The sequence below is a fragment of the Bradyrhizobium erythrophlei genome (assembly GCF_900129505.1).
In the GTDB taxonomy this organism is placed as follows: Bacteria; Pseudomonadota; Alphaproteobacteria; order Rhizobiales; family Xanthobacteraceae; genus Bradyrhizobium; species Bradyrhizobium erythrophlei_D.
The window spans coordinates 5623050-5645217 of sequence record NZ_LT670818.1 but is presented as its reverse complement, the minus strand read 5'-3'; the positions used below and the strand labels follow the sequence as shown (position 1 = coordinate 5645217).

Here is a 22168-nt window from a genome sequence, read left to right as displayed (position 1 = left end):
GGGTCACGAGCGTCGCGTTCCGCAGCAAAGGGCTGCCCATGCCCCCTTTAGCGACCGATCGTAACGTCGCTAAGGGGGTTACGTGCGGCCCTTCCCTGCTCCGCCGCTAACACTGCTAAGTGATCTTCCCCCGAAAAAATGGACAAGGTTAAGCTGCTTTTAGCTCCATCTCGATCGGGCTGATATATCCGATGGCCGAGTGACGCCGCGTTCGATTGTAGAAGCCTTCAATGTAAGCGAAGATATCACGTCTGGCTTGCTCCCGTGTTGCATACTGCCGGTGATGGACGAGCTCGATCTTGAGGGTGTGAAAGAAGCTCTCCATCGGGGCGTTGTCATAGCAGTCGCCTTTACGGCTCATCGAAGCCTTGAAGCCGGCGGACTGCACCATTTTGCGATACTCCGCCGAGGCATATTGAACGCCCCGATCGGAATGGTGGATCAGGCCGGCACTAGGCCGCTGCGCTGAGATTGCCATCCGCAAAGCCGCCAATGGCAGGTCGGCGCGCAAATGATCCGCCATCGCCCAGCCGACGATCTTGCGGCTGTACAGGTCCATGACGGTGGCCAGATAGAGCCAGCCCTGAACAGTCTCGACATAAGTGATGTCGGCGAGCCAGATCTGGTTCAGCGCGGCGGCGCTGAAGTTCCGCTCGAGCAGGTTCGGGGCGATCGGGAAGTCGTGACGGCCGTCGGTGGTGCCCACCCGCCGTGGCCGCGCCATGATGGCCCTGATCCCGTGACGGCGCATCAGTCGCTCGATGCGACCGCGGCTCGCCCCGCGGCCCTGGGCCCTCAGCTCGGCATGGATGCGCGGGCTGCCATAGCGTCCGCACGCCTCGCGGTGGACCCGTTCGATGTCGTCGATGAGCGCACGATTGGCTATGGATCGCCGGCTCTCCGGGCGCGCGCGCCAGGCATAATAACCGGCCGGCGAGACTCCGAGTACCTCGCACAGGATCGTCACCGGGTAGTCAGCGCGGCGATCTTCGATGAAGCGGAATCTCATGTCCGCGTCCCAGCAAAGATCGCGATCGACTTTTTTAAAATGTCGCGCTCCATGCGCAGCCGCTCGTTCTCTCGCTGCAAACGAGCGATCTCCGCCGCGTGGTCCGCCGACGGCAGCGTCGCCTGCGTTGTGGGGCGCCGCGCCGCCGCCGTCGGCTCCAGCCCGGCCCCACGCTGCTCCACCCAGCGCCGGAGTACGGAATCGCGCAGGCCAAGCTCCTTGGCCACCGATCCGATCGAGCGGCCGCTCGACGCCACCAGATCGACCGCTTGCCGCTTGTAGTCGTCCGTAAACGACCGGCGTTGACGTGCTTCCATCCGACACCTCCTAGCTCCACGAGCCTACTACAGGTGTCCATCAATTCGGAGGAGGTTCAAAGTGCTCCTGGGTCGACGGCTAGATCCAGCTGCTGTGTACTTCTTATCAGCGCTACGAGGTTCGGCATCAGTCGACCAGGCGCGGACTAACGTGTCGATGGCGTAGCGGACCCGCTTTGCAATCGCGCTCGACGATGGAGGACCAGCCACGCCCAGGCTCTGACGCAGTTCGGTCATTCCAAGCCACGCTCCGATCAGCTGGTCGGCCGCAAGCTCTGGATCATTGATCGCCAGAACTCCCCGCTCGGTCAGCCCCTTCAGGAACAGAACGACCCGCTTCAGAATTTCACCGCGGCCTGCGGTGTAGAACACGGTCGCTAAACGCGGCTGGTCCGCGGCGCATTCCGCCATCAGCCGCGTCTCTCTAACGACCTCCGGGCGCGTGACGACCGATACGACCAGTTCTCCGAATTCGGCGAGCCGGTCCAGCGAGAGATTCAGGTGCGACTCAACCGGGAGGTCCGGCAAGCGCATGGTCTTCCTTCTGCGGTCGAAGACGGCGGCAAGTAGGGTCGGCTTGTCCTGGAAGTTTGCATACACCGTCATCTTCGACACGCCGGCGCGCTCGGCGACCAAGTCCATGGGCGTCGCAGCTATACCGCGATCAAGGAAGAGATCATACGCCGCATCGAGAATCGCCTCGAGCTTGGCGGGATCGCGAGGCCGGCCGCGGCCCCCAGGTTTGCGTTCAATAGACATCACTGACTCGTGACTCATGAATTACTGGACATTCTCGTCCACTTAATTATTTTGTGGACGTAAGCGTATAGCAAATCGCTGCCCGTCCCGCAAGGCGCGGTCGGGTGGCGGCCCTTCTACCCATGACACGGAGTGCGACAATGGATCCCAAGCTCTACGATCTAGCGGCAGCCGGCGAAGACCAGCGGTCGTACGCGATTGAGCCAGTTAGATTGCCTGTCAATTCGACCACCCTCACCAACCTCGGTCCAGGAGCGCGCGCCACGGCCAAATCCGTGCTGATCATCGGACCGGATCCTCGGTACATCGATTTTTCTGCTCCGTATCTTCCTCCGGGTATGAGCGCGGAGAAGATTATCGCCGGCGTAGACGGCGCACGCGATCGCCTGGCTGACGCTGGCTACTGCGTCCAGGTATTGCTCACCAAGAATGAGGAAACCGTCGAGCAGCAGGTTTCCGACGCTTTGAAGGAAAGGAGCTACGACGTGACCGTCGTCGGAGTCGGTCTACGCACTCTGTCGCCGATGGCGGCGCATTTTGAGCGCCTGATCAATGCCCTTCACGAGAAAGCGCCTAGGACGAAGATTGCTTTCAACTCGAAGCCCGACGACTCCGACGCGGCTGCGCTCCGGTGGCTGTAACGAGGAAACTACCTGGAAGCATCCCGATGAAGACGAGCCGGTGCCGTCGAACAGTCGCGCCGATCACTGATGCGTGGGACCGACAGGCCCGCATGCTGCCCGCGCGTCTATCAGGAGAACATCATGACAGAACAGACCGCCCAGCGGCCATCACTGGAAGAAAGCGTGCTGATGCAGGAGTTGAACCATCGGGTCAATAACGAAGTTGCAGCCGCCATCAGCGTCGTGTCTCTCGCCGCGGCAAGTTCCGGCAATGACAAGCTTTCCGCAATAAGTCGGCACGCCGGGTTCGACGCACGAGACGGCGAGCACTTCGGCAGCAATAACAACGTCAGCAGCGAAAGCCGCGTACAACAAAAGGTCGGCAAAATCCCGCCTCGAACACGCGTTCTCTCTGCAGCGGCGGACCTGTTTCTCAGGCACGGCATTGCCGGCGTCAGCGTCGAGGCGATAGCCAAGGCAGCTGCCACCGCCAAGCCGACGCTCTACCGTCATTTCGCCTCAAAGGACGAACTCGTTGCAGAATATTTGCGCGAGTCCGCCAAGCGGCTCGATGCCTGTTGGGTAGAAATCGGACCGCTAGGCTCTGCCAGCGCTCCTGTTCAACTCGGCACCTGGCTCACGGAGATGTCGGACGGACTTGTGAACGGATGGGCCTGCCACCTCGCCAATGCAGCGGCGGAGTTGAAGGAAAAATCTCATCCGGCACAGCGTGTGATCAAGGCATACAAGGCCCTTCAACGCAAACGGCTCACGCGGCTGTGCCGCGCCGCCGGGCTCCGCAATCCGTCCATACTCGCGCACGCGCTGCTCCTGCTGTTCGACGGCGCCTGCATCACGGCACCGAGCGTCGCAGGTCGTATCGATATCAGCTTCCGCTTTTTTCTCGGGGGTAAGGCAATGATTGCCGCGCACGCAAAAGCACCGTCGGCGCGGCGCCAAGTGAAACACCCCTGATCAGGAGATCGAAATGGGTATCGTTCGTTTTGCACTGAGATTTCCGTACACTTTCTACGTCGTCGCCGCGTTCATTCTGTTTCTCGGCATTTCGGCCATCATGGTCATGCCGCAGGACATCTTCCCCGAGATCGACATCCCGGTGGTGTCGGTGATCTGGCAGTACACGGGCCTGAGCGTGCCGGAGATGGAGCAGCGCGTCACGACCTATAGCCAGTACTCGATCAGTACAAGCGTCAGTGGCATCAAGAACATGGAGGCGCAGACGCTCAATGGCATCTCGGTGCAGAAGATTTACTTCCAGCCCGGCGTCAACCTCGACCTCGCCATCTCGCAGATCGTCGCGGCGACGAACGCCATCCGCGCGCTGATGCCGGCCGGCATCCAGGCGCCGATCGTTGTGCAGTACAATGCCTCCAGCGTTCCTGTGCTGCAGCTCAGCCTCAAGTCCGATCGGCTCAACGAGCAACAGCTTTACGATTACGGCTATTACAACCTGCGCCAGCAGCTTGCCCCAGTTCCGGGTGTGACGTTTCCGGCTCCCGATGGCGGAAAATATCGGCAAATCATGGTAGATATTGATCCGCTCAAGCTTCATGCCAGAGGCCTGACGCCGGCGGACGTGGTGAACGCGGTCAGCGCTCAGAATCTGACTTTGCCATCCGGTCTCGCCAAGATCGGCGACACGCAATACACGGTGCGCACCAACGCGATGCCTGTGAGCATCACCGATCTCAACAACATTCCGATCAAATATATCAATGGCCAGACGGTGTTCCTGAGGGATGTCGGCCAGGTGCATGACGGCTGGGCCGTGCAGCAGAACATTGTCCGCAACGACGGCCGGCGTTCCGTCTTGCTGAGCGTTCTCAAGAACGGCAATGCCTCGACCGTTGCGGTCGTCAAAGGGGTCCGAAAGGTCCTCGACGTCGCCCGGGCGGCGGCACCTCCTGGTCTCTCCATCAACGAGCTGTTCGATCAATCGAAGCTCGTTACTTCTTCGATCGCCGGCGTGCTCCGCGAGGGGGCGATCGCCGCCGGCCTCACCGGGCTGATGATCCTGCTGTTTCTCGGGTCCTGGCGGTCGACCCTGATCGTGCTGATCTCGATTCCGCTCTCGATCCTCACCTCAATCGTCATCCTCTATTTCATGGGCCATACGCTCAACACCATGACGCTCGGCGGCATGGCGCTTGCTGTGGGCATCCTGGTCGACGATTCGACGGTGACCATCGAGAACACCCACCGGCTGCGCAGCGAAGGCATGACTCTGGCCGCAGCGACCCTGCACGGCTCCGCCGGCATTGCGGTGCCGACCATGGTCTCGACACTCGCGATCAGCTGCGTGTTCACGTCGGTGGTGTTCCTTGAAGGGCCCGCAAAATTCCTGTTCACCCCGCTCGGGCTCGCGGTGGTGTTCGCGATGCTGGCGTCATACGGCCTTTCGCGCACGCTGACGCCAGTCATGATCGGGCTCTTGCTCAAGGGCGAGCATCACGGCGGGGAGAGCGGCTCCGGCAACCCGTTCGCGCGCTTGCACCAGCGCTTCGAGCATGGATTCGAGCTGTTTCGCCGGGGTTATGTCCGCGTGCTGACCATGTTGCTCAAGCGGCGCCTCATCATCCCGGTCGCCGCCGCGCTGATGCTCACGCTGGGCGGCGCAATGGCGACGCTGGTTGGCCGTGACTTCTTCCCCGACATCGATGGCGGACAGATCAAGCTTCATGTCCGAGCCCCGGCAGCAACCCGCATCGAAGCCACCGAACGCATCTTCGACGAGGTCGAAGACAAGATCCGCGAGGTCATCCCGGAGCGAGATCGCGACCTCATCGTCGATGACATTGGCGTGCCGCAACGCGTGTACAACCTCGCCTTCACCGACGGCTCGACCATCAACGTCAACGACGGCACGATTCTAATATCGCTCAAAGAGGGCCACGCGCCGACGGCCGCTTATGTGCGCAATCTCCGCGAGGTGCTGCCGGCTGCATTTCCGTCCACGACCTTCTATTTCCAGGCCGCCGACATGATCACGCAGGTCCTCAATTTCGGCTTGCCGGCGCAGATCGACGTACGGGTTGTTGGTCGCGATCGTGTGACCAACAGGCGCGTCGCGGAGGAGCTGCGCCGCCGCCTCGTTGGCATTCCGGGCATCGCGGACGCCCATCTTCAGCAGGAGCTTGATGCGCCGGCCTTCATGGTGGACATCGACCGATCGCGCGCGCTGCAGCTCGGTCTCAACGCGCAAGTCATCGCCAATGATGTCAATACCAGCCTAAGCTCGTCGGAGCAGGTCGCGCCCAATTTCTGGACCGATCCCGTCGCCGGGATTCCCTATTACATTGCGGTCCAGACGCCGGAGCACCTGGTGAGCTCGCTCAACGACATTGGCAACACGCCGGTGTCCACCGCGTTCGCCGCCAACGGCCCGCCGGTACCGGGGCTATTGAGCAACGTGGCTACGCTGAAGCGCGACAGCGTTCCGACCAATCTCAACCAGACCAATATTCAGCCGGTCTACGATATCTATGCCAGCGTTCAGGGACGCGATCTCGGCAGTGTGTCCGCCGACATCGGCAAGCTCGTCGCCCAATTCCAGAGGGAGCTCAAGCCCGGCAACCGCATCCAGGTTCTCGGACAGATCCAGAGCATGCACGATGCGTTCCGTGATCTTGGCATCGGACTGCTGTTTGCAGCCGTGTTCGTTTACCTCTTGATGGTCGTCAACTACCAGAATTTCGGCGATCCTCTTGTGGTGATCCTGGCGCTGCCGGCGACCTTCTGCGGCATCGTCACGATGCTGTTCATGACAGGCACGACGCTCAACGTCCCCTCCCTGATGGGCGCGATCATGGCGGTCGGCGTCGCCTCGGCGAACTCCATTCTGCTTGTGACGTTTGCGCGCGAGCAACAGCTCAAAGGCAAGAGCGCGTTTCGAGCTGCCCTTGAAGCGGGCCGCACCCGAATCCGCCCGGTGCTGATGACCGCCGCGGCGATGATTGTCGGCATGATCCCGATGGCGATTGGCGGCGCAGGCGAGGAGCAGAATGCGGCGCTGGCGCGCGCTGTGATCGGCGGACTCTTGTTTGCCACTCCAACCACCCTGCTGATCGTCCCCTATCTCTTTGCCTTGCTGCGCAAGCGCAACGATGGCGTTCCCGCATATGGCGTCTTTGAGGAGTTGTCCCATGAATGATCTCGACCAAACCGACGTGCACACCGGCAAGGCTTATCAAACCTCATCCAAACCTCGCTCGCGAGCGCGGCGCCGCTGGGGCGGACGCATCTTCGCATTCGGCGCCTTCCTGTTGCTGACCACTGGCATCTCGCTCGGTGCCTCGCGCCACCATGCGCAGCAACGGCAGGCTCTTCTGACAGCTGATGAGACGCGTCGCTTCGCGCCGTCCGTCCTTATCGCGCCTGTCGAGGCGAGTCCGGCCGTTGTTCCCGTCACGTTGCCGGGCACCACCGCAGCCTACGCCGCTGCCAACATCTACGCCCGGGCAACCGGCTATATTGCCAAGCGCAATGTCGATATCGGGGATCACGTCAAGCAGGGCGAACTGCTCGCAGAGCTCGCAGTACCCGAGCTCGACGACCAGATTTCGCAGAACGAGGCCACCCTCGAGCAGCTAAAGGCCGCGGTGCAGAAGGCGGAAGCCAACGCGAAGCTCGCAGAAGCGACCTGGGGCCGCGACAAACCGTTGCTCAAGGATGGATGGGTGACCGGGCACCAGGGCGATATCGACCTGCAAACAGTCAAAGCTGACGAGGCCGCCGTCAGCGTCGCGCAAGCAAATGTCGCGGCGCAAGAGCATCTGCTCACGGTGCTGCGTCAGAACCGAGCCTATGCCTTGGTCCTCGCGCCCTTCGATGGCGTCATCACCCAACGCAATGTCGATGTCGGCGCGCTGGCGCAGGGCAACGCAAACACCGGCACCTTCATGTTCGAGATCATGCAAAGGAACGTGATCCGGGTGTGGGTCTATGTACCGCAGGACGCAGCATTCGGTGTTGCCCCGGGCGTTGATGCGATCGTGCGAGTGCCCGAACTGCCGGATCACGAGTTTCAAGGCAAGGTGACCCGGATCGCCGACGCGCTGCAGAGCGGCACCCGCACGCTCTTGACCGAAATCGATATCCCCAATCCCGACGGCGCGCTGCCGCCCGGCATCTATTGCTCGGTCGAGCTCAAGGTACCGCGCAAGACGCCGTCCTTCACCATTCCGGCGGAGGCCCTGCTCTTCAACCGCAATGGCCTGCAGGCGGCCGTCGTCAAGGATGGCAAAGCCGAGATCCGCACCGTCAGGGTCGCACGCGACTTGGGCACCCGGGTGGAAGTAGACGCCGGATTGAGGGCTGGCGAGCGTGTGATCCTCAATCCGCCAGTCACGCTCGTCAATGGCAGCAAAGTACAGCCGCGCCCGCTGGGCACCGGTCCGACCACCTAGAACCGCTTTCTGTTCTGCACGGGCTTTCCGCGCAGGGGGCGGCCTTCGAACACACATCCTCAAAAGGAGTTTGACATGTTCCTTCATCTACCGATCGCAATCCTGGCCGCGTTTTCGCCAATCGCCGTCTCCGACACGGTGCCGAAGTTCGACACCGTGAGGGAGTGCAGTTTTGAGGGTGGACCGAGCGTCGATGTGGCCCGCTGCTCTCGCGACGAAGCTGCCGCGCTTCGGCAGCTCCGGGAGGCGTGGGCGCAATATGCCGGTGCGGACAGAAAGACCTGCACGGTCGAGGCGACAATCGGCGATTTTACGAGCTATGTCGATTTGCTGACCTGCTTGGAAATGTCTCGCGACGCCAAGACCGCAGACAACAACAATCACGAGGCCCGCGCAAATCCGGAGCTGCGCCAGTCCCATCGCAAGACAGGAGAGAAATCATGACGAGCGTTCATGACGTGACATATGACCTGTTGCGCAGGCATGGCGTCACTACAATCTTCGGCAATCCTGGATCAAACGAGTTGCCGTTCCTGAAGGATTTTCCGGCAGACTTCCGATATTTCCACGGCCTGCACGAGGGCGTTGCAATGGGCATGGCTGACGGGTACGCCCAGGCGACAGCCAAGCCAGCCCTCGTCAATCTCCACTCCGCCGCCGGCACGGGCAACGGCATGGGAGCGCTCGCCAATGCGTGGAACTCTCATACGCCGCTGATCGTGACGGCCGGGCAGCAGACACGCGCCATGATGGGTGTCGAGCCGTTGTTGACCAATCTGGACTCGTCGCAAATGCCACGCCCGCTGGTGAAGTGGAGTTATGAGCCGCCGATCGCTCAGGATGTGCCGCTGGCGATGAGTCGGGCGCTGCACATGGCGGCGTTGCCACCGTCCGGGCCGGTCTATCTCTCAGTGCCCTATGACGACTGGGCGGCTGAAGCAGATCCGCAATCGTCGGCTCTACTCGACCGCCAGGTTCATGCGGTCAAGTCGTTTGATGGACCGTCGCTGTCGCGCATCGTCGAACGTCTGAATGCCGCCAAACATCCCGTGCTTATCCTCGGACCGGAGGTCGACGCGTGTCGCGCCAATGCTCATGCGGTTCGTCTGGCTGAGAAGCTTCACGCGCCGGTCTGGGTAGCGCCGTCGGCACCGCGCTGTCCGTTCCCAACCACGCATCCATCCTCCCGGGGTCTGCTGCCGGCCGCGATCAAGGGGATTTCGGCGGCGCTGAGCGGGCACAACCTGATCCTCGTCGTCGGCGCACCTGTCTTCCGCTACCACCAATACGAGCCGGGGGCGTATCTCCCCGAGGGAGCCGAACTTATTGCGCTGACGTCCGATGCGCAGGAGGCGGCTCGCGCGCCAGTGGGTGATGCGATCGTCGGAGACATCCATGCTGCGCTTCAAGCTTTGGCCGACAATGTAGGCCAGTCCGGCCGCCCGTTACCCACGCCGCGGGCAAGACCCGCGCCAGCGGAAGTCGGCCCGGCGCCGTTGTCGCCAGAAGCGGTTTTTGACGTCATCGCTGCGATCGCGCCGCGCGATGCGATTTACGTAAACGAGTCGACCTCAACGACCGACTTCCTGTGACGCCGATTACCTATGCAGGATCCTGGCAGCTATTACTTCGGAGCGGCTGGCGGTCTTGGCTTTGCTATGCCGGCAGCGCTCGGCGTTCAGCTCGCCGAGTCATCGCGGCGCGTCATCGCCATCATCGGCGATGGGTCGGCCAATTACAGCATCACCGCGCTCTGGACCGCCGCGCGCTATAAAATCCCGGTGGTCTTCCTGATCATGAAGAACGGCACCTACGGCGCGCTGCGCTGGTTCGCCGAGGTGCTGAAGGTCGATGACGTGCCCGGCATCGACTTCCTCTCGCTGGCCAAGGGCTATGGCGTGGAGAGCGTGCGCGCCGCCACGGTCGACGACCTCAAGCAAGCGCTGGCAGCAGCGCTTGGCTCGCAAGCCCCAACCCTGATCGAGGTGCCTACCCTCGCTGAGGGATTCTGACGGAGATCGCCATGTCCATGAAGCCTGTCAACGTCGAAGACTACCGCATCCTCGCGCAAAGCCGCCTGCCCAAGATCATATTCGATTATCTCGAAGGCGGCGCCGAAGACGAAATCGGTATGAAACACAATCGAGAGGTCTTCGAACGCTATCGATTGATGCCGCGCCGTCTCGTCGACGTCAGCAGGCGCGACAGCGGCATCGAACTGTTTGGACGACATCAGTCTGCTCCCTTCATGATCGGGCCCACCGGCCTGAACGGCGCGCTTTGGCCGAAGGGCGACCTTTTGCTCGCCCGTGCGGCCGGGAGGGCGGGCATTCCCTTCGTGCTGTCGACTGCCTCGAATGCCTCGATCGAGGAGGTGGCAGCCGCATCCAAGGCCGACCTCTGGTTCCAGCTCTATATCGTTCAGCGCAAGCTCGCGGAGCAGATGGTTCGTCGCGCCGAGGCGGCTGGCTATTCTACCCTTGTGCTCACGACCGATGTCGGGGTGAACGGCAACCGCGAGCGCGATCTGCGCAACAACTTCGGTCTGCGGATGCGTTATACGCCCGGGCTGATCTATGACGGCGTCACGCACCCTCGATGGTCGTTCGGCTTCATGCTCAGTGGCATGCCTCAGCTCGGGAACTTCGTGACCGCCGATTCCTCGGATGGCGAGATCCAGGCCACGGTTATGAGCCGACAGATGGATTCCAGCTTCAACTGGGACGACTTTAGCTGGCTGCGCAAACTCTGGCCGCGCAAGTTGTTGGTGAAGGGCATCATGCGTCCCGACGATGCTGAGCGATGCATCTCGGCCGGCGCCGATGGGGTGATCCTTTCCAACCATGGAGCTCGCCAGCTCGATGCAGCCGTCTCGCCGCTCGATGTCCTCGCGGAGAGCCGGGCGCGGATCTCGGCGCCGATCCTGATCGACAGCGGCTATCGCCGCGGGACCGACATCGTGAAAGCGTTGGCGCTCGGCGCGAACGCGGTGGTGCTTGGACGCGCGACGCTCTACGGCCTAGCAGCGGCTGGTGAAGCCGGCGTCGACCACGTCCTTCGCTTGCTCAAGGACGAAGTCGACCGGACGTTAGCGCAGATTGGATGCCCATCGATCGGCCAGTTGTCGCCCGACTATGTCATGGCCGACGGATCGATGCCTGCGACCGCGCCGCGACGATCGGTTGGAATGGATCTGCTCGAACGCCAGACAAACGGTTAATACCGATAAAGAGGATAACGCACATGAGCATTCCCGATCTCGTGATCCAGGAGATTCGAGTCCGACCGGTGGTCGCGCCGCTGCCACGCCCGATCAGGACAGCTTCAGGTGACGTGCTCGACGCCCCACTCCTGCTGATCGATGTGTTGACGGACGCGGGGGTGACGGGACGAGCCTATGCGTTCGCCTATACGCAGCTCACCCTGCGTTCGCTCACGCAGTTCGTGCGCGACATCACCCCTGAACTCCTCGGAAAATCCGTCAGCCCGCGTGCGCGGATGCGGCAGGTGGAGAAGCGTCTCAAGCTGGTCGGCTGGCAGGGATTCGCCGGCATGGTGGTCGGCACTCTCGATATGGCGTTATGGGACGCGCTTGCGCGCGCGATGGACGTTCCCCTTGTGGTGATGCTCGGTGGCGAGCTACGGCCGCTACCGGCATACGACAGTTTCGGCGTACTTGATCGGCGAACCGATTTGCCCTGGCTCGAGACGTCCGTCGCGAGCGGCTTCAAGGCGATCAAGATCAAGCTTGGCGCAGGAGCTGTGGAGAGCGACGTGGCTATCGTCGCCGATGTGCGGCGAACGATCGGCGACCGTGTGCGGTTGATGCTCGACTTCAATCAGTCGCAAAGCACTGCCGGCGCGGTCGAGCGCATCCGTCGGCTGCAAGATTTCGATCTGACCTGGGTGGAAGAGCCGGTTGCGGCCGAAGATCTTGTGGGCCATCGCGAGGTTCGCGAGCGCGTCCGGCCAGTACCGATTCAGACAGGGGAGAACTGGTGGTTTCCTCACGGGATGGCGAACGCCATCGCCGCCGGTGCGTCCGATCTTGCGATGGTCGACATCATGAAGATCGGCGGTGTCACCGGCTGGCTTTCAGCAACGGCACAGGCAGAAGCCGCGGCGTTGCCATTGTCAAATCACACCTTTGTCGAGCCGAGCGCGCATGTGATGGCCGTTGCGACGACAGCTGCCTGGTTTGAATATCTGGACATTGCCGGCGCTGTTCTGACCGAACGGCTGCTGCTCGTTGACGGCACGGTCACCGCGCGCGGGCCCGGGCTCGGGCTGGATTGGGACGAGCACGCAGTCGCGCGCTACGCCTTCTCGTGATGGGCGACAAATGCTCCGCGGCCATCCGCAAAAACTGAAAACTCTCATTGTCACTGAAGGTCGCTATGTCAAGTCGGCCCCTTACTTCGGCAACATGCCCGGTCCCGCCCGCGACCGATACGATCGGGCCCCTCGCCCACCCCCGGACGGAGTCGGCGACCGCGCATCATTTCGCCGCCCTCCCAGACCCCCGGCGAGTTCGATCATCGTCAGTGGAAGCTGTCGACAAGCCTGATGCCAGCCCACGGCTGTACGGTGACTTGCGACGCGCCCCTCGGGAAAATGCCACACGCATCCTCCTCGAAACGGAACGGCTTCTCAGAATTTACGGCCATCGCAAAATCACTGTGGCGGACGTGGCAGACGCCTGCGGCTTCTCCCCCGCCAACGTCTATCGGTATTTCTCAAGCCGCCGCGCGATCCTCGGAGCGCTTGCGTCCCACTACCTGCACGAGACCGAACGCGCAGCCCTTGCTTGCGCGATCTGCAACGGCCATTCGGCGCGCGATCGGCTCAGTGGGTTTCTCACCGGCTTGAACACGGCTCTGATCATCTTCGCTGATCGCGAGCCGCGGGTCAGCGAGTTGCTCGCCGATGCCACGGCAGAACAATGGCCCTGCTACAGGCACTACGACGCGCGCCTCGTCCGCCACATCACCAAGATACTCGCTGCAGCGAGCGCATCGGGAGATTTCGGGCTGGCCGGTGATGCCGAACAAGAAGCAAGGCGCATAAAGGCGGCAGCCTGTGCTCTGGTCGAGCCGGACGTCGTCCTGTCCTACCGGGACAGGTACGACGCCTCTACGCGCGAGGCGGTGAGCCGATTGATCGCAGATGCCTTGTTGAACCGATCCATGTCGCCGAGCCGAGCTTCGCGACACGCTGAATGACGTCAGAAACTGCCGATAGGAAAGGATGCCATGACTTTGAAAAGCATTGGGGTGTTCGTCGACGCCACCCCCGAAGGAGAGAAGCGGATCGACTATGCAGCTGCGCTCGCTCACCGGTGCGACGCCCACCTTGCCGGAATCCACGTCGTATCTGCGGTTCGCCCGGAGTATCGATCCGATTACTATGTGATTGGTGAGAAGGCGATCCGGGCCGCGCTCGCCTCGCAGAAGGCGGCCGACGAGGCTGTGACTTCCGATGTTCGCCGGCGCTTCGAGGCCATATCCGCGAAGCGCGATCTCCGTGCAGAATTCCGGGTGATCCGTCGAGGTGGACCTGACGACGATCTCACTCTCAACTCGCTTCATTCCGATCTCGTGGTGATCGGTCAGCGTGAGCTGCAAGAGCTGCGCGGCTACACATCTCCTGAAAAGCTCCTGCTGTCCAGCGGCGCTCCCATTCTCGTCATACCGAGCGGCTGGAAATCCGAATCTATCGGCAACAAGATACTGGTCGGCTGGAACGCCAGCCGTGAGGCCCGGCGCGCAGTCGCAGACGCGCTCCCCTTCCTCGTCGCGGCTAGTTCCGTCACTCTTTTGGTTGTCGATTCGGAACAGAGAGCAGGCCGGCACGGCGAGGAGCCCGGCGCTGATATCGCCCTGTATCTCACGCGGCACGGTGCCCGCGTCGAAATAGAGCAGGTGTTGTCGCAAGGCTCCCCGGTCGCCGACGTCATCCTGTCGTGTGCCGCAGCTCACGGCATGGATCTGATCGTCATTGGCGCCTACAGCCACGCCCGCTCTGTCGAGATGCTGTTCGGCGGCGTAACCCGGACGTTGCTGAAACTGGCGCCTGTTCCGCTTCTGATGTCACGGTAAGCGAGTTACCTCCTGAGAGCGGCGCCAGATAAGCCATTTAAGCCTGCGGGGATAAGGAAGATCGCAATGCGCGTTTTGCGTCCGAGTTTTTCAACACAATCCGCCAGAAGCGGTCATTCCGTAACCACTCATTCAGCGAATTAAGCCTCGGCACAAAAACGCCTTCGACAATTTTGGACATGCGGCGTGGCCGCTCACTTTGAGCTGTCTTGAGATTAGGTTGCGTCCAAATCGCGGTCCTCGCAGCCATGCGACGGACGTCTAGACTCCCGCTCTCTTCCGCAAGTTTCCGACCAGCAGACGGTTCGAGCAATGGCCCGTGCCGCCCGAGCAAGCCGGCGTCGAGATTGAACTTCCGAAAACGGCGGTCGCAAGCACGCTTGAGCCGCTGATCCATCTGGCCGAGCAAGGCCTGGGCATCGCCTACCTGCCCGACTTCGCCATAGGCAGGCAACTTCGTGAAGGTCTGCTCGTCACTGTGCTCGACGACTACACCGATCGCTCCGGACCGCTTCGGGTCATGTGGCCGTCGAGTCGGCATCTCGCTCCCAAGCTCAGAGCATTCGTGGACTTTCTCGCCGCGAACCTCGTCCCCTCCGTCGAAGGAGAAGCAGACAGCGGGATAGGTTTCTAGGAGAGGTTGATCTCAAACGGCTCGTCGGCGAGAAGACGGGCGCTTAAGAGCGTGCCAAATCGCACAAAATCGTAGAGTGGCGTGGAAAATCGTAGAGCGGGTGAAGCGCTCCGACTCAAATTTTTCTTGCAATTTTTTCAAGCAATACCAATGCTTTACGACTCCGACCAACTTTCGTTGTTGGACGTTTTGTTGGACGTTTCATTGCACACTCCTTTGCCGCTCAACTTGGCCCGTGTCACTCAAGACCCGTCTCCGGCTCTATGGAAATCCGTGAAGTATTGGTGGCAACGCCTGTATCAGCAACACTGCGCTTCCACCCAACGCGCTGGCACCTACGACGAGCAGTGACAGGACGCGCTTCCAAAGCATCTCGTTGCTTGCGACGTCATTTGAATTTGGCATCTGTGTGTCACCCACTTTTCGTGCGACGAAGACGTCATAGACTGAGTCGCGAAGTCGCCGAGCGGCGAAATTTGCTGGAAAGTTAACTCCTGATTCACCGACTCGGACACCCTAGCGGGCGTTCATGGGCGCGTGGTTTGCGGCGTGATCCGCACGGATCTGTGAAGCAGATACACCGCGAAGAATTGGAGGACGGCAATAAAGAGCGGCCCAGCGAATTTCCCCAGATCATGCTGAAACAGACCGATTCCGGCATCCAGCAATTGCATGGCGCCCGCGAGCGTGCCCAGGATCAGCAACGCAGACGTCGCTTGTTTGTAGATTGCCGCCAATGCAAACAAAGCCAGCGGAATTGTGCGCGCCGCCGCGTACATGGCTAATAGCAGCGACGCCTCTGTTGGAATGGAGCCGGCAGGCACCACGGCTTCCGGACGGAAGATCGCCGCGATAGAAAAGCCGCTCGCGACCAGGACATTGATTGCAGTGACCAGCGAAGCTAGCCGCATCGCCTTTATTGTTGTCATTGATTTCGCCTTTTGATCGTGGTGCCAGACGCCCCAGCCCTCGGGGCGTTTCCACCGGTTGCATAATCGGCTGCACCGACACATTGATGTAATCGGCCAACGTACGGAAATTTTGCCTCCTCACACTCGAGCGGTTGGTCTCTTCGATACATCAGTGAACCATCGCGCAAGATGCTGTGAATCGTTGGGAATTGGCGTTCCGGTATTCTTGCCCAGTATGAGAGCGCACTGGGCTGTGATGTCGGCGATCGTGTATTGATTACCGGCTATAAAGGGCCGCATCGCCAACTCGCCATCGAGCCAGCGCATCCGCGCCTGTGCGTGCATGTGACCGCGGTGCGCAATATCCGCTACCTGCGAAAGGCGTTCCTTATAGAACGTGGACGAATGCACGAAATGATCAATTATCGGTATCAGCAACTCTAACTCCATTCGCCGATTCCACATCTCGATCAGAGCCCGTTCAATCGGCGTTGTGCCGAAAAGAGGCGGGTCCGGGTGAAGCTCCTCTATATACCGGCAGATCGCTACAGACTCGGCGAGTTGCGTTCCATCATCCAGTTCGAGGAGAGGCATCGTTCCCATCGGGTTTTTGGATAGATATTCCGGATCCTTGTTCTCGCCCTTCATCATGTCCACCTCAACGGTCGGTAGCTTCACTCCCTTTTCGGCCAAGAAGATGCGCACACGTCTCGTATTGGTGCCGGTCCTTAGGTCGTAGAGTTTCATTGCAGCTCTCCTCATTTTTCTTGACACATGGACTCTTCGGCGATCGTGCCGGTAAAGCGTGGTGACCGGATTAACTCATCTCCATAGTCGGACTTCAGGAACGGCGCTGCATCGGCAGGTATGATCGAGAGCGGCGAGGCTCCTTTCAAGTTGCGCTTTTCGCGGCCAGGGCGCTGCCCCATAGCGATCCCGGGTTGATGCGATTGGGATAGAGGGCGAGCATCCGGTCGTAGAGGTCGCGAGCCGTTGCGGTCTCGCGGTCCACCCGATCGAAATCGCGGATATATCGGCGCGTCGCATCGATGTGGCGGGGGCTACAATCCGGCTTGAGCGGGCCATGGCCCACGACGACTGCTTGCGGATTGATCGCGGCCAGCCGGTCGATGGCTGCGAGCCAGGCCTGCCGGCCGGCTCGGTCAGACTCCACAAGGAACGGATGTGTTTCGTTGTAAATCGCGTCGCCGGCGATCAAGAGGCCGAGCGACGGGATATGCAGCGCGGTCGTGTCGTCGGTGTCTGTGTGACCGGTGTCGATCACGCGGATCTCGTGTCCCTCCAGATCGAAGCGCTCAGCCAGCAACTCGGCGGCGATCGTCAGACGTTCTGGAATCTGTCCCGGCCAGCGACGGGACCAATTATTCGCGACCACGTCCGGGGCCGCCGCCGTGCGCATCGCCCGCACCACGTTGGGTCGAGCTATGGCGCGCGCCTGCGGAAAACGCTGCAACAGAAGGGTCAGACCGAAGAAGTGGTCTGGATGGCCGTGTGTCAGATAGATCGTCCGCAGCGTTCGGCCCTTGGCCTCTATCCAATCGGCCAACTCGGTTGTTTGCGCCTCGCCCAGAAACGTATCGACCAGCAACGCATCACGCTCACCCCAGATGAGGGTGACGGTGTTCGCAACCCAGGTCAGCGCTTCCTTGCCGGGCGGCACGCCCTGGGTGGCGCTGCCGCGCTGCCTGATGAAGAGCTCCCAGTGAAGGGTCTGGCTTCGGGAATCCGTGGTTTTCATTGGCGCTTCACGCTGTCCAGAATGTTCAGGGATGGGCTTCGAACCGGTTCGCGGTTGCGGCGACGGCGGTGCCTGGCGCCACGCGCGAAGATCCCGCCCCAGGCGGCCGAAGCCTTGCTGGCTCGCGCCGTTCAACGGCGCGCGGCGTAAAGAAGCCTGGCGGAGAAATCGACTATGCTGGCCAGCTGCCGGTCGGGGAAAGCGGCTTTCAGGCTCTCGCTGTAGGTTTTCGCGTCGGCCGATGCCGCATGGATCTCCCTGGCGCGCTTGACGTAGGTAATCGTGCTGTCGATCGCGGAGCGGTGGACGGGCGCGTCATGCCCGATGGTGATCGTGTCGTAGCCTTGAAGCGCGTTGAGCTGCTCGAGAACGATCATCCAGTGATCGAAATGATCCACGACGGTGAAGACGTGTTCGTTCGGTGAAAACACCAGGTCGAACGCCATCAACACTTTTTGCTCGGGCAGCAGAGCGGCGAGCTGCAAATCCGATTCAGCGTCGACGAACCGCCTGAAGTCATAGGTGATGCCATCGATCCCTTGCACACCTTCGGCGATGATCTCCGTCGGGACGGTGACCTTGGTCGCGATCCGGTCACCGTATATCGGGCGGAAGCTATCGAGTCTGGCTTGACCTCTTGCGTGGAGCTGGTCGGCAATCCCGTCCAGAGCGAACACACGGGCGTCGGGGAAACGCTCGGTCAGAACCTGAAGACCGGACCAGTGGTCGGTATGCGCATGCGAGAGAATGATCCGATCGACGGGCTTGCCGAGCGTCTGCACGTATGACGCAACTTCGTCGGCATACGGCAGCAGGAGCTGACCATCGAAGATGACGGCCGCCGTTGGCCCCTCGATCATCTGCGTATTGACGTGAAAGCCGTCAAGGGGACTGAGGTACGAATGAATTTTGACGGGCCCGAACCGGCTTACGAGGATGGCCCCCATGCGGCCCGACGCCGCTGCATCCCTGGTCCCGGGCGCGCCACTGTTTTGCGCCAGTTCGGGGTTTTTGGCGGCAGCCGACGGGGGTAAGCCGACGAATGGGAGCAGCGCGCCCGCGGTGAGACGGAGAAACCGTGAACGGGACAGAGCGGCTTGCGACAAGCGCTGAAAGCCGGAGTTACTTGACGGCATTTCCCTTCTCCCTTGTCCAGACATCCGGAAAAAATGGATGAGCGCCACGACGGCGTCGGTATCCGCGAGGTGGTCGCCAAATGAGGAGCGATGTCATCCGCTCGCTACCAGATCCATTGCGCCGCTTCCCAGTGGTATGCCGCGTCGCGTCGGACGACATGCCCAAGAGCCGGGAACGGAAAATGATAGCCCATCACCATGATCCGGTCGGTCGCGACGCGGCTTAGGATGGCCTTGCGCGACTTGATCGCCTGCGCGGGATCGTAGTCGAAAATGGGCGACCAGTCGGGATGCTGCAGGCTCGTCACCGGGTTATGGGCGATGTCACCCATATGCATGAATTGATCGTTGCCCGAGGTGAACAGGATCGTGGCATGGGACGGCGAATGTCCCGGCGCCGCAACATAGTGCACGCCAGCTGTGATTTCGCCGCCCTGCTTCACGAACCGGGTTCGGTTGGCGACCGGCGGCAGGTTATCTCGAGCCGCCCCAATCGTGCCCTTCTTAAACCCGTCGGGCATCGGCGAACTGTTGACCTCGCTTTCGTAACGGCTGCCGGTCCAGTAGTTCCACTCCGTATCGACAAAGACGAACTGAGCCTTCGGAAACGCCAGCGCGCCCGATTTCGTCACCAAGCCGCCGATATGGTCCAAATGACCGTGCGACGTCACGACCAGATCTATGCTCTCGGGCGCGATCCCGGCCCGGCGCAGGTTCGCCTCGAGCTCGGGAAAGCTACCGTAGGATGGGCCGAGTTTCTCGCCAAAGCCGGTGTCGACAAGGATACGCTCCCGTCCGGTGTCGACCACCAAGATGTTGTTGGTGATATGGATCACCGGCTGCATGAAGTTTGCCTTCAACACCGGAGCAAGTTCAGCTTCAGACACGTTCATGGCGAGGATCGGCCGTATCGGTATCTGCCCGGAGCCATCCGAGATCACGGTGGCTTGGAAGTCCCCGATCTTGAAGCGATAGAAGCCATCGCCGTTCATGGCTTCCGCGTCGGCTTGACGGGCGGTCTCCGCCCGGACCGAGGAAGCGGTGAGCACCGGTGTTGCCGTTGCAGCAACGGCCAGGCCGGCGCCGGCACGAAATACGCTGCGGCGGGTGAGCGTCGGAGGCTTAATCATGTCGATCTCCAAGGTGAAGGCGCTGTGTGCAGCGCGGGAGCGGTAATGTTCGATGAACACAATGTCGATCACAATTGTATTTGTCAACTCATTCCGAGGCAAAAGACCAAGCAGTTAACCCATCGGGGGTTGAGTGTAACACCTCGCTTCAGCTAACTTATTGAATTTGCGCTCGATGGCGGAGCCTCTCCTGCTTCTTCGCGCCGACCTTCGAACCGGAATCTTGACCGTGATTGTTGATTGTAAACGAAATCGTGATATATTAAATCCATGCCTCTGGCGGCAACGAATCGAGGAGCAGGCTTTGGGCGTGTCGAGAGAACAGGCTGCGGAAAACCGCCGCGCGATTGTTGCGGCGGCGACGCGGCTATTCAGAGAACGGGGAGTGGAGGCCGTCGGGCTGAGCGAACTGATGAAGCATGCCGGCTTTACGCAAGGTGGTTTTTATAACCACTTTGAGTCGAAGGCCGACCTAGTGGCCGAGGTACTTGCTTCGGCGATCGCCGAGGGCAACGCCGAGTTCGCCAAAATGGCAAGGGCTCCCGTCGATGAGTCCACCACTGCTCTTCGGCGCTACATAAACTGGTATCTGTCGCAAGCCCACCGCGACAACATCGATCACGGCTGTCCTGTCACCGGATTTGCTGGCGATGCCCCTCGCTTGGGCGCCGGAGCGCAGTCGCACTTCGCCGGCGGATTAGACGATCAGATAACGATCCTGGCCGGACTGATCGCAGAAAGTGGATTGGCTGCGGCGGGCGAGCGTAGGACGCTACGCGAACGGGCAATCAACTTGCACTGCGAAATGCTGGGTGCGCTGGTCCTGTCACGGTCTGTCGCACAGGCTGCGCCAGCGTTTTCGAACGAAATTCTGGAGAACGCTCGGCGACATGTACTGGCGTCTCTCGATGAGCGGTCGAGCCAGGCTCCCAAACCGCGAACGAAAAACTAGGCAGACCTCGTCCCGTGCGAGTGCTCCTGAATACAGCGATGATCGAGCACAAACGAACTGCAGGCTAAGGGCATGGATCGTACCGCAAACGATGGCGTTTCCGCTTTCTCCGGTCTTAAGTACTTTCGGGCGCTGATGGAGGGTTCCGTTGCGCGTTCGTCGATGCTCGAGCTTTTCGATATCAACATCGAGGCTGCCGAGCCTGGGCTTGTCGTGCTAACCGCGAAACCGACAGCAGAGCACTACAATCCCCTGGGGTTCGTCCATGGTGGTTATGCGGCCGTCCTGCTCGATACCTGCATGGCAGCAGCCATCGTGACCTCGCTCGCGCCAGGCCTTTCCTCCGTGACGCTCGAATACAAGATTAACTTCACAAGACCGATGTCCGCCGATACCGGGGTCGTCCGCGGCGAGGGCAAGACCCTGCATGTCGGTCGGCAGACGGCCATCGCTGAAGGCAGATTAATCGACGCGAACGGCAGGCTTCTCGCCCACGGGACGACCACGTGCCATCTCGTGCGGCAAGGGGTTTCCTGAGGGATGTTTATGCAGTGGCTACCAGTCCGTCCTTCGAACTGGACCGCAGGCGAAACGGCTTGCTGGCTGGTACGCGCCGCGCCTTCCGCTGCTCAAACTTGACCTCGGCCCCCATCGACGAATAGCTCGATGCCCGTGACGAAGCTGGAATCGTCTGAGGCCAGGAACACCGCTGCCTTAGCGACTTCGTCCGGCTCTCCCATCCGTCCCATCGGAATGGTGGCTACCATCCTCGCGATGGTTTCCGGTGGTTGCAGATCCACCAGCGGCGTCTTGATCGGACCCGGGCTTAGGACGTTCGAGCGAATGCGACGGTCCTTCAACTCCATGGTCCAGGTTCGCACCAGATTGCGAACCGCCGCCTTGGTCGCGCCGTAGGTACCGAAGGAGGCTGTGCCTTTGACGCTCGCGACGGAGCCGACGAGAATGATCGACCCTCCATCATTTATTAGGGGCAACGCTTTTTGCACGGTGAACAGCGTGCCCTTCACATTAAGATCGAAAAGTTTGTCGAAATGCTCCTCCGTGAGGCTTGCCAATGGAGCGAATTCGCCGGTGCCGGCATTAGCGACCAGGACGTCAATCTTCCCCTTTGCCTTCACGGTCTCGTAGAGGCGATCGAGGTCCTGCAGTTTGGAGACATCTCCCCGAACTCCTGCCACGTTGCTGCCGATCGCCTTGACGGCCTCGTCGAGTTCCTGTTGGCGGCGACCCGTTATGAAGACATAGGCGCCCTCATCCACGAACCGCTTCGCCGTGGCGAAGCCTATTCCCGTGGTGCCTCCGGTCACCACGGCAACCTTTCCCTGCAACTTGCCCATTTATCGTCGCTCCATTTTGCAGCTAAAGCTCATCACCGCAGCGGTTGCGGCCCCGG

At 61.1% G+C, this 22168-nt stretch carries 22 protein-coding genes; 14 read left to right on the top strand and 8 right to left on the bottom strand.

Going from position 1 to position 22168, the window contains the following annotated elements; all coding sequences use genetic code 11:
- Nucleotides 1-148: 148 nt before the first annotated feature.
- Nucleotides 149-1326, bottom strand: a protein-coding gene (locus B5525_RS25990) for an IS3 family transposase (RefSeq protein ID WP_425305213.1) whose coding sequence is annotated in 2 segments (ribosomal slippage) — nt 149-1035 and nt 1035-1326 — 1179 coding nt in all. Because the reading frame shifts where the segments join, the coding sequence is not laid out codon by codon here.
- A gap of 27 nt (nt 1327-1353) precedes the next feature.
- Entirely contained in the window at nt 1354-2085 is a 732-nt protein-coding gene (locus B5525_RS25985) for a TetR/AcrR family transcriptional regulator (RefSeq protein ID WP_172899972.1), read from the bottom strand.
- Nucleotides 2086-2225: 140 nt separating this feature from the next.
- Here B5525_RS25985 and B5525_RS25980 point away from each other — a divergent pair, with 140 nt between their 5' ends.
- The 12 genes from B5525_RS25980 (at nt 2226) to B5525_RS25930 (ending at nt 14866) form a co-directional block, all read left to right on the top strand.
- A complete protein-coding gene (locus tag B5525_RS25980; protein WP_079568568.1) occupies nt 2226-2726 on the top strand; it encodes a hypothetical protein in 501 nt (166 codons plus the stop codon).
- 123 nt (nt 2727-2849) lie between these two features.
- Entirely contained in the window at nt 2850-3683 is an 834-nt protein-coding gene (locus B5525_RS25975) for a TetR/AcrR family transcriptional regulator (protein ID WP_172899971.1), read from the top strand.
- Between the two features lie 13 nt (nt 3684-3696).
- Nucleotides 3697-6879 (top strand): efflux RND transporter permease subunit, encoded by a 3183-nt coding sequence (locus B5525_RS25970; RefSeq protein ID WP_079568566.1) that lies wholly within the window; start codon nt 3697-3699, stop codon nt 6877-6879.
- The gene (locus B5525_RS25965) at nt 6872-8134 is read left to right on the top strand and encodes an efflux RND transporter periplasmic adaptor subunit (RefSeq protein ID WP_172899970.1); all 1263 of its coding nucleotides are present in this window, start codon (nt 6872-6874) and stop codon (nt 8132-8134) included. Before B5525_RS25970 ends, B5525_RS25965 begins: the two co-directional genes overlap by 8 nt.
- A gap of 75 nt (nt 8135-8209) precedes the next feature.
- Nucleotides 8210-8578, top strand: a complete 369-nt coding sequence (locus B5525_RS25960; protein WP_079568564.1) for a hypothetical protein — start codon at nt 8210-8212, stop codon at nt 8576-8578.
- Nucleotides 8575-9726 (top strand): benzoylformate decarboxylase, encoded by a 1152-nt coding sequence (gene mdlC, locus B5525_RS25955; RefSeq protein WP_244567578.1) that lies wholly within the window; start codon nt 8575-8577, stop codon nt 9724-9726. The genes B5525_RS25960 and mdlC overlap by 4 nt, the downstream gene beginning before the upstream one ends.
- Before the next feature lie 12 nt (nt 9727-9738).
- A complete protein-coding gene (locus B5525_RS46580; RefSeq protein ID WP_244567577.1) occupies nt 9739-10146 on the top strand; it encodes a thiamine pyrophosphate-dependent enzyme in 408 nt (135 codons plus the stop codon).
- Nucleotides 10147-10157: 11 nt separating this feature from the next.
- Nucleotides 10158-11354, top strand: a complete 1197-nt coding sequence (locus B5525_RS25950; RefSeq protein WP_079568563.1) for an alpha-hydroxy-acid oxidizing protein — start codon at nt 10158-10160, stop codon at nt 11352-11354.
- Between the two features lie 23 nt (nt 11355-11377).
- Nucleotides 11378-12466: an enolase C-terminal domain-like protein gene (locus tag B5525_RS25945; protein WP_079568562.1), complete on the top strand. Its 1089-nt coding sequence runs from the start codon at nt 11378-11380 to the stop codon at nt 12464-12466.
- A gap of 212 nt (nt 12467-12678) precedes the next feature.
- Nucleotides 12679-13356, top strand: a complete 678-nt coding sequence (locus tag B5525_RS25940; RefSeq protein WP_172899969.1) for a TetR/AcrR family transcriptional regulator — start codon at nt 12679-12681, stop codon at nt 13354-13356.
- Nucleotides 13357-13386: 30 nt separating this feature from the next.
- Nucleotides 13387-14232, top strand: a complete 846-nt coding sequence (locus B5525_RS25935) for a universal stress protein (protein WP_079568560.1) — start codon at nt 13387-13389, stop codon at nt 14230-14232.
- A gap of 319 nt (nt 14233-14551) precedes the next feature.
- On the top strand, nt 14552-14866 hold the full coding sequence (locus B5525_RS25930) for a LysR substrate-binding domain-containing protein (protein ID WP_079568559.1): 315 nt from the start codon (nt 14552-14554) through the stop codon (nt 14864-14866).
- Between the two features lie 527 nt (nt 14867-15393).
- On the opposite strand, the gene B5525_RS25920 is transcribed toward B5525_RS25930, so the two are convergent.
- From B5525_RS25920 to B5525_RS25900, 5 genes are all read right to left on the bottom strand, one after another.
- Entirely contained in the window at nt 15394-15795 is a 402-nt protein-coding gene (locus B5525_RS25920; RefSeq protein WP_154073429.1) for a hypothetical protein, read from the bottom strand.
- A 120-nt stretch (nt 15796-15915) separates the two neighbouring features.
- On the bottom strand, nt 15916-16524 hold the full coding sequence (locus B5525_RS25915) for a glutathione S-transferase family protein (RefSeq protein WP_172899968.1): 609 nt from the start codon (nt 16522-16524) through the stop codon (nt 15916-15918).
- Nucleotides 16525-16669: 145 nt separating this feature from the next.
- Nucleotides 16670-17536, bottom strand: a complete 867-nt coding sequence (locus tag B5525_RS25910; protein ID WP_079568555.1) for an MBL fold metallo-hydrolase — start codon at nt 17534-17536, stop codon at nt 16670-16672.
- 131 nt (nt 17537-17667) lie between these two features.
- The gene (locus B5525_RS25905) at nt 17668-18720 is read right to left on the bottom strand and encodes an MBL fold metallo-hydrolase (RefSeq protein WP_079568554.1); all 1053 of its coding nucleotides are present in this window, start codon (nt 18718-18720) and stop codon (nt 17668-17670) included.
- 56 nt (nt 18721-18776) lie between these two features.
- Nucleotides 18777-19802: an MBL fold metallo-hydrolase gene (locus tag B5525_RS25900; RefSeq protein WP_154073427.1), complete on the bottom strand. Its 1026-nt coding sequence runs from the start codon at nt 19800-19802 to the stop codon at nt 18777-18779.
- A 229-nt stretch (nt 19803-20031) separates the two neighbouring features.
- Here B5525_RS25900 and B5525_RS25895 point away from each other — a divergent pair, with 229 nt between their 5' ends.
- Both B5525_RS25895 and B5525_RS25890 read left to right on the top strand, forming a co-directional pair.
- Complete coding sequence (locus B5525_RS25895) at nt 20032-20754, top strand: TetR/AcrR family transcriptional regulator (RefSeq protein WP_244568080.1); 723 nt, start codon at nt 20032-20034, stop codon at nt 20752-20754.
- 72 nt (nt 20755-20826) lie between these two features.
- Nucleotides 20827-21291: a PaaI family thioesterase gene (locus B5525_RS25890; protein WP_079568552.1), complete on the top strand. Its 465-nt coding sequence runs from the start codon at nt 20827-20829 to the stop codon at nt 21289-21291.
- A 92-nt stretch (nt 21292-21383) separates the two neighbouring features.
- On the opposite strand, the gene B5525_RS25885 is transcribed toward B5525_RS25890, so the two are convergent.
- Nucleotides 21384-22112 (bottom strand): SDR family NAD(P)-dependent oxidoreductase, encoded by a 729-nt coding sequence (locus tag B5525_RS25885; RefSeq protein ID WP_079568551.1) that lies wholly within the window; start codon nt 22110-22112, stop codon nt 21384-21386.
- Between the last annotated feature and the right edge of the window lie 56 nt (nt 22113-22168).

Coding starts and splice junctions, on each gene's coding strand:
- mdlC (WP_244567578.1), top strand. CDS start 8,575: ATGACGAGCGTTCATGACGTGACATATGACCTGTTGCGCAGGCATGGC.
- B5525_RS25960 (WP_079568564.1), top strand. CDS start 8,210: ATGTTCCTTCATCTACCGATCGCAATCCTGGCCGCGTTTTCGCCAATC.
- B5525_RS25885 (WP_079568551.1), bottom strand. CDS start 22,112: ATGGGCAAGTTGCAGGGAAAGGTTGCCGTGGTGACCGGAGGCACCACG.
- B5525_RS46580 (WP_244567577.1), top strand. CDS start 9,739: ATGCAGGATCCTGGCAGCTATTACTTCGGAGCGGCTGGCGGTCTTGGC.
- B5525_RS25970 (WP_079568566.1), top strand. CDS start 3,697: ATGGGTATCGTTCGTTTTGCACTGAGATTTCCGTACACTTTCTACGTC.
- B5525_RS25965 (WP_172899970.1), top strand. CDS start 6,872: ATGAATGATCTCGACCAAACCGACGTGCACACCGGCAAGGCTTATCAA.
- B5525_RS25900 (WP_154073427.1), bottom strand. CDS start 19,802: ATGATTAAGCCTCCGACGCTCACCCGCCGCAGCGTATTTCGTGCCGGC.
- B5525_RS25985 (WP_172899972.1), bottom strand. CDS start 2,085: ATGTCTATTGAACGCAAACCTGGGGGCCGCGGCCGGCCTCGCGATCCC.
- B5525_RS25945 (WP_079568562.1), top strand. CDS start 11,378: ATGAGCATTCCCGATCTCGTGATCCAGGAGATTCGAGTCCGACCGGTG.
- B5525_RS25975 (WP_172899971.1), top strand. CDS start 2,850: ATGACAGAACAGACCGCCCAGCGGCCATCACTGGAAGAAAGCGTGCTG.
- B5525_RS25935 (WP_079568560.1), top strand. CDS start 13,387: ATGACTTTGAAAAGCATTGGGGTGTTCGTCGACGCCACCCCCGAAGGA.
- B5525_RS25980 (WP_079568568.1), top strand. CDS start 2,226: ATGGATCCCAAGCTCTACGATCTAGCGGCAGCCGGCGAAGACCAGCGG.
- B5525_RS25950 (WP_079568563.1), top strand. CDS start 10,158: ATGTCCATGAAGCCTGTCAACGTCGAAGACTACCGCATCCTCGCGCAA.
- B5525_RS25920 (WP_154073429.1), bottom strand. CDS start 15,795: ATGACAACAATAAAGGCGATGCGGCTAGCTTCGCTGGTCACTGCAATC.
- B5525_RS25910 (WP_079568555.1), bottom strand. CDS start 17,536: ATGAAAACCACGGATTCCCGAAGCCAGACCCTTCACTGGGAGCTCTTC.
- B5525_RS25915 (WP_172899968.1), bottom strand. CDS start 16,524: ATGAAACTCTACGACCTAAGGACCGGCACCAATACGAGACGTGTGCGC.
- B5525_RS25890 (WP_079568552.1), top strand. CDS start 20,827: ATGGATCGTACCGCAAACGATGGCGTTTCCGCTTTCTCCGGTCTTAAG.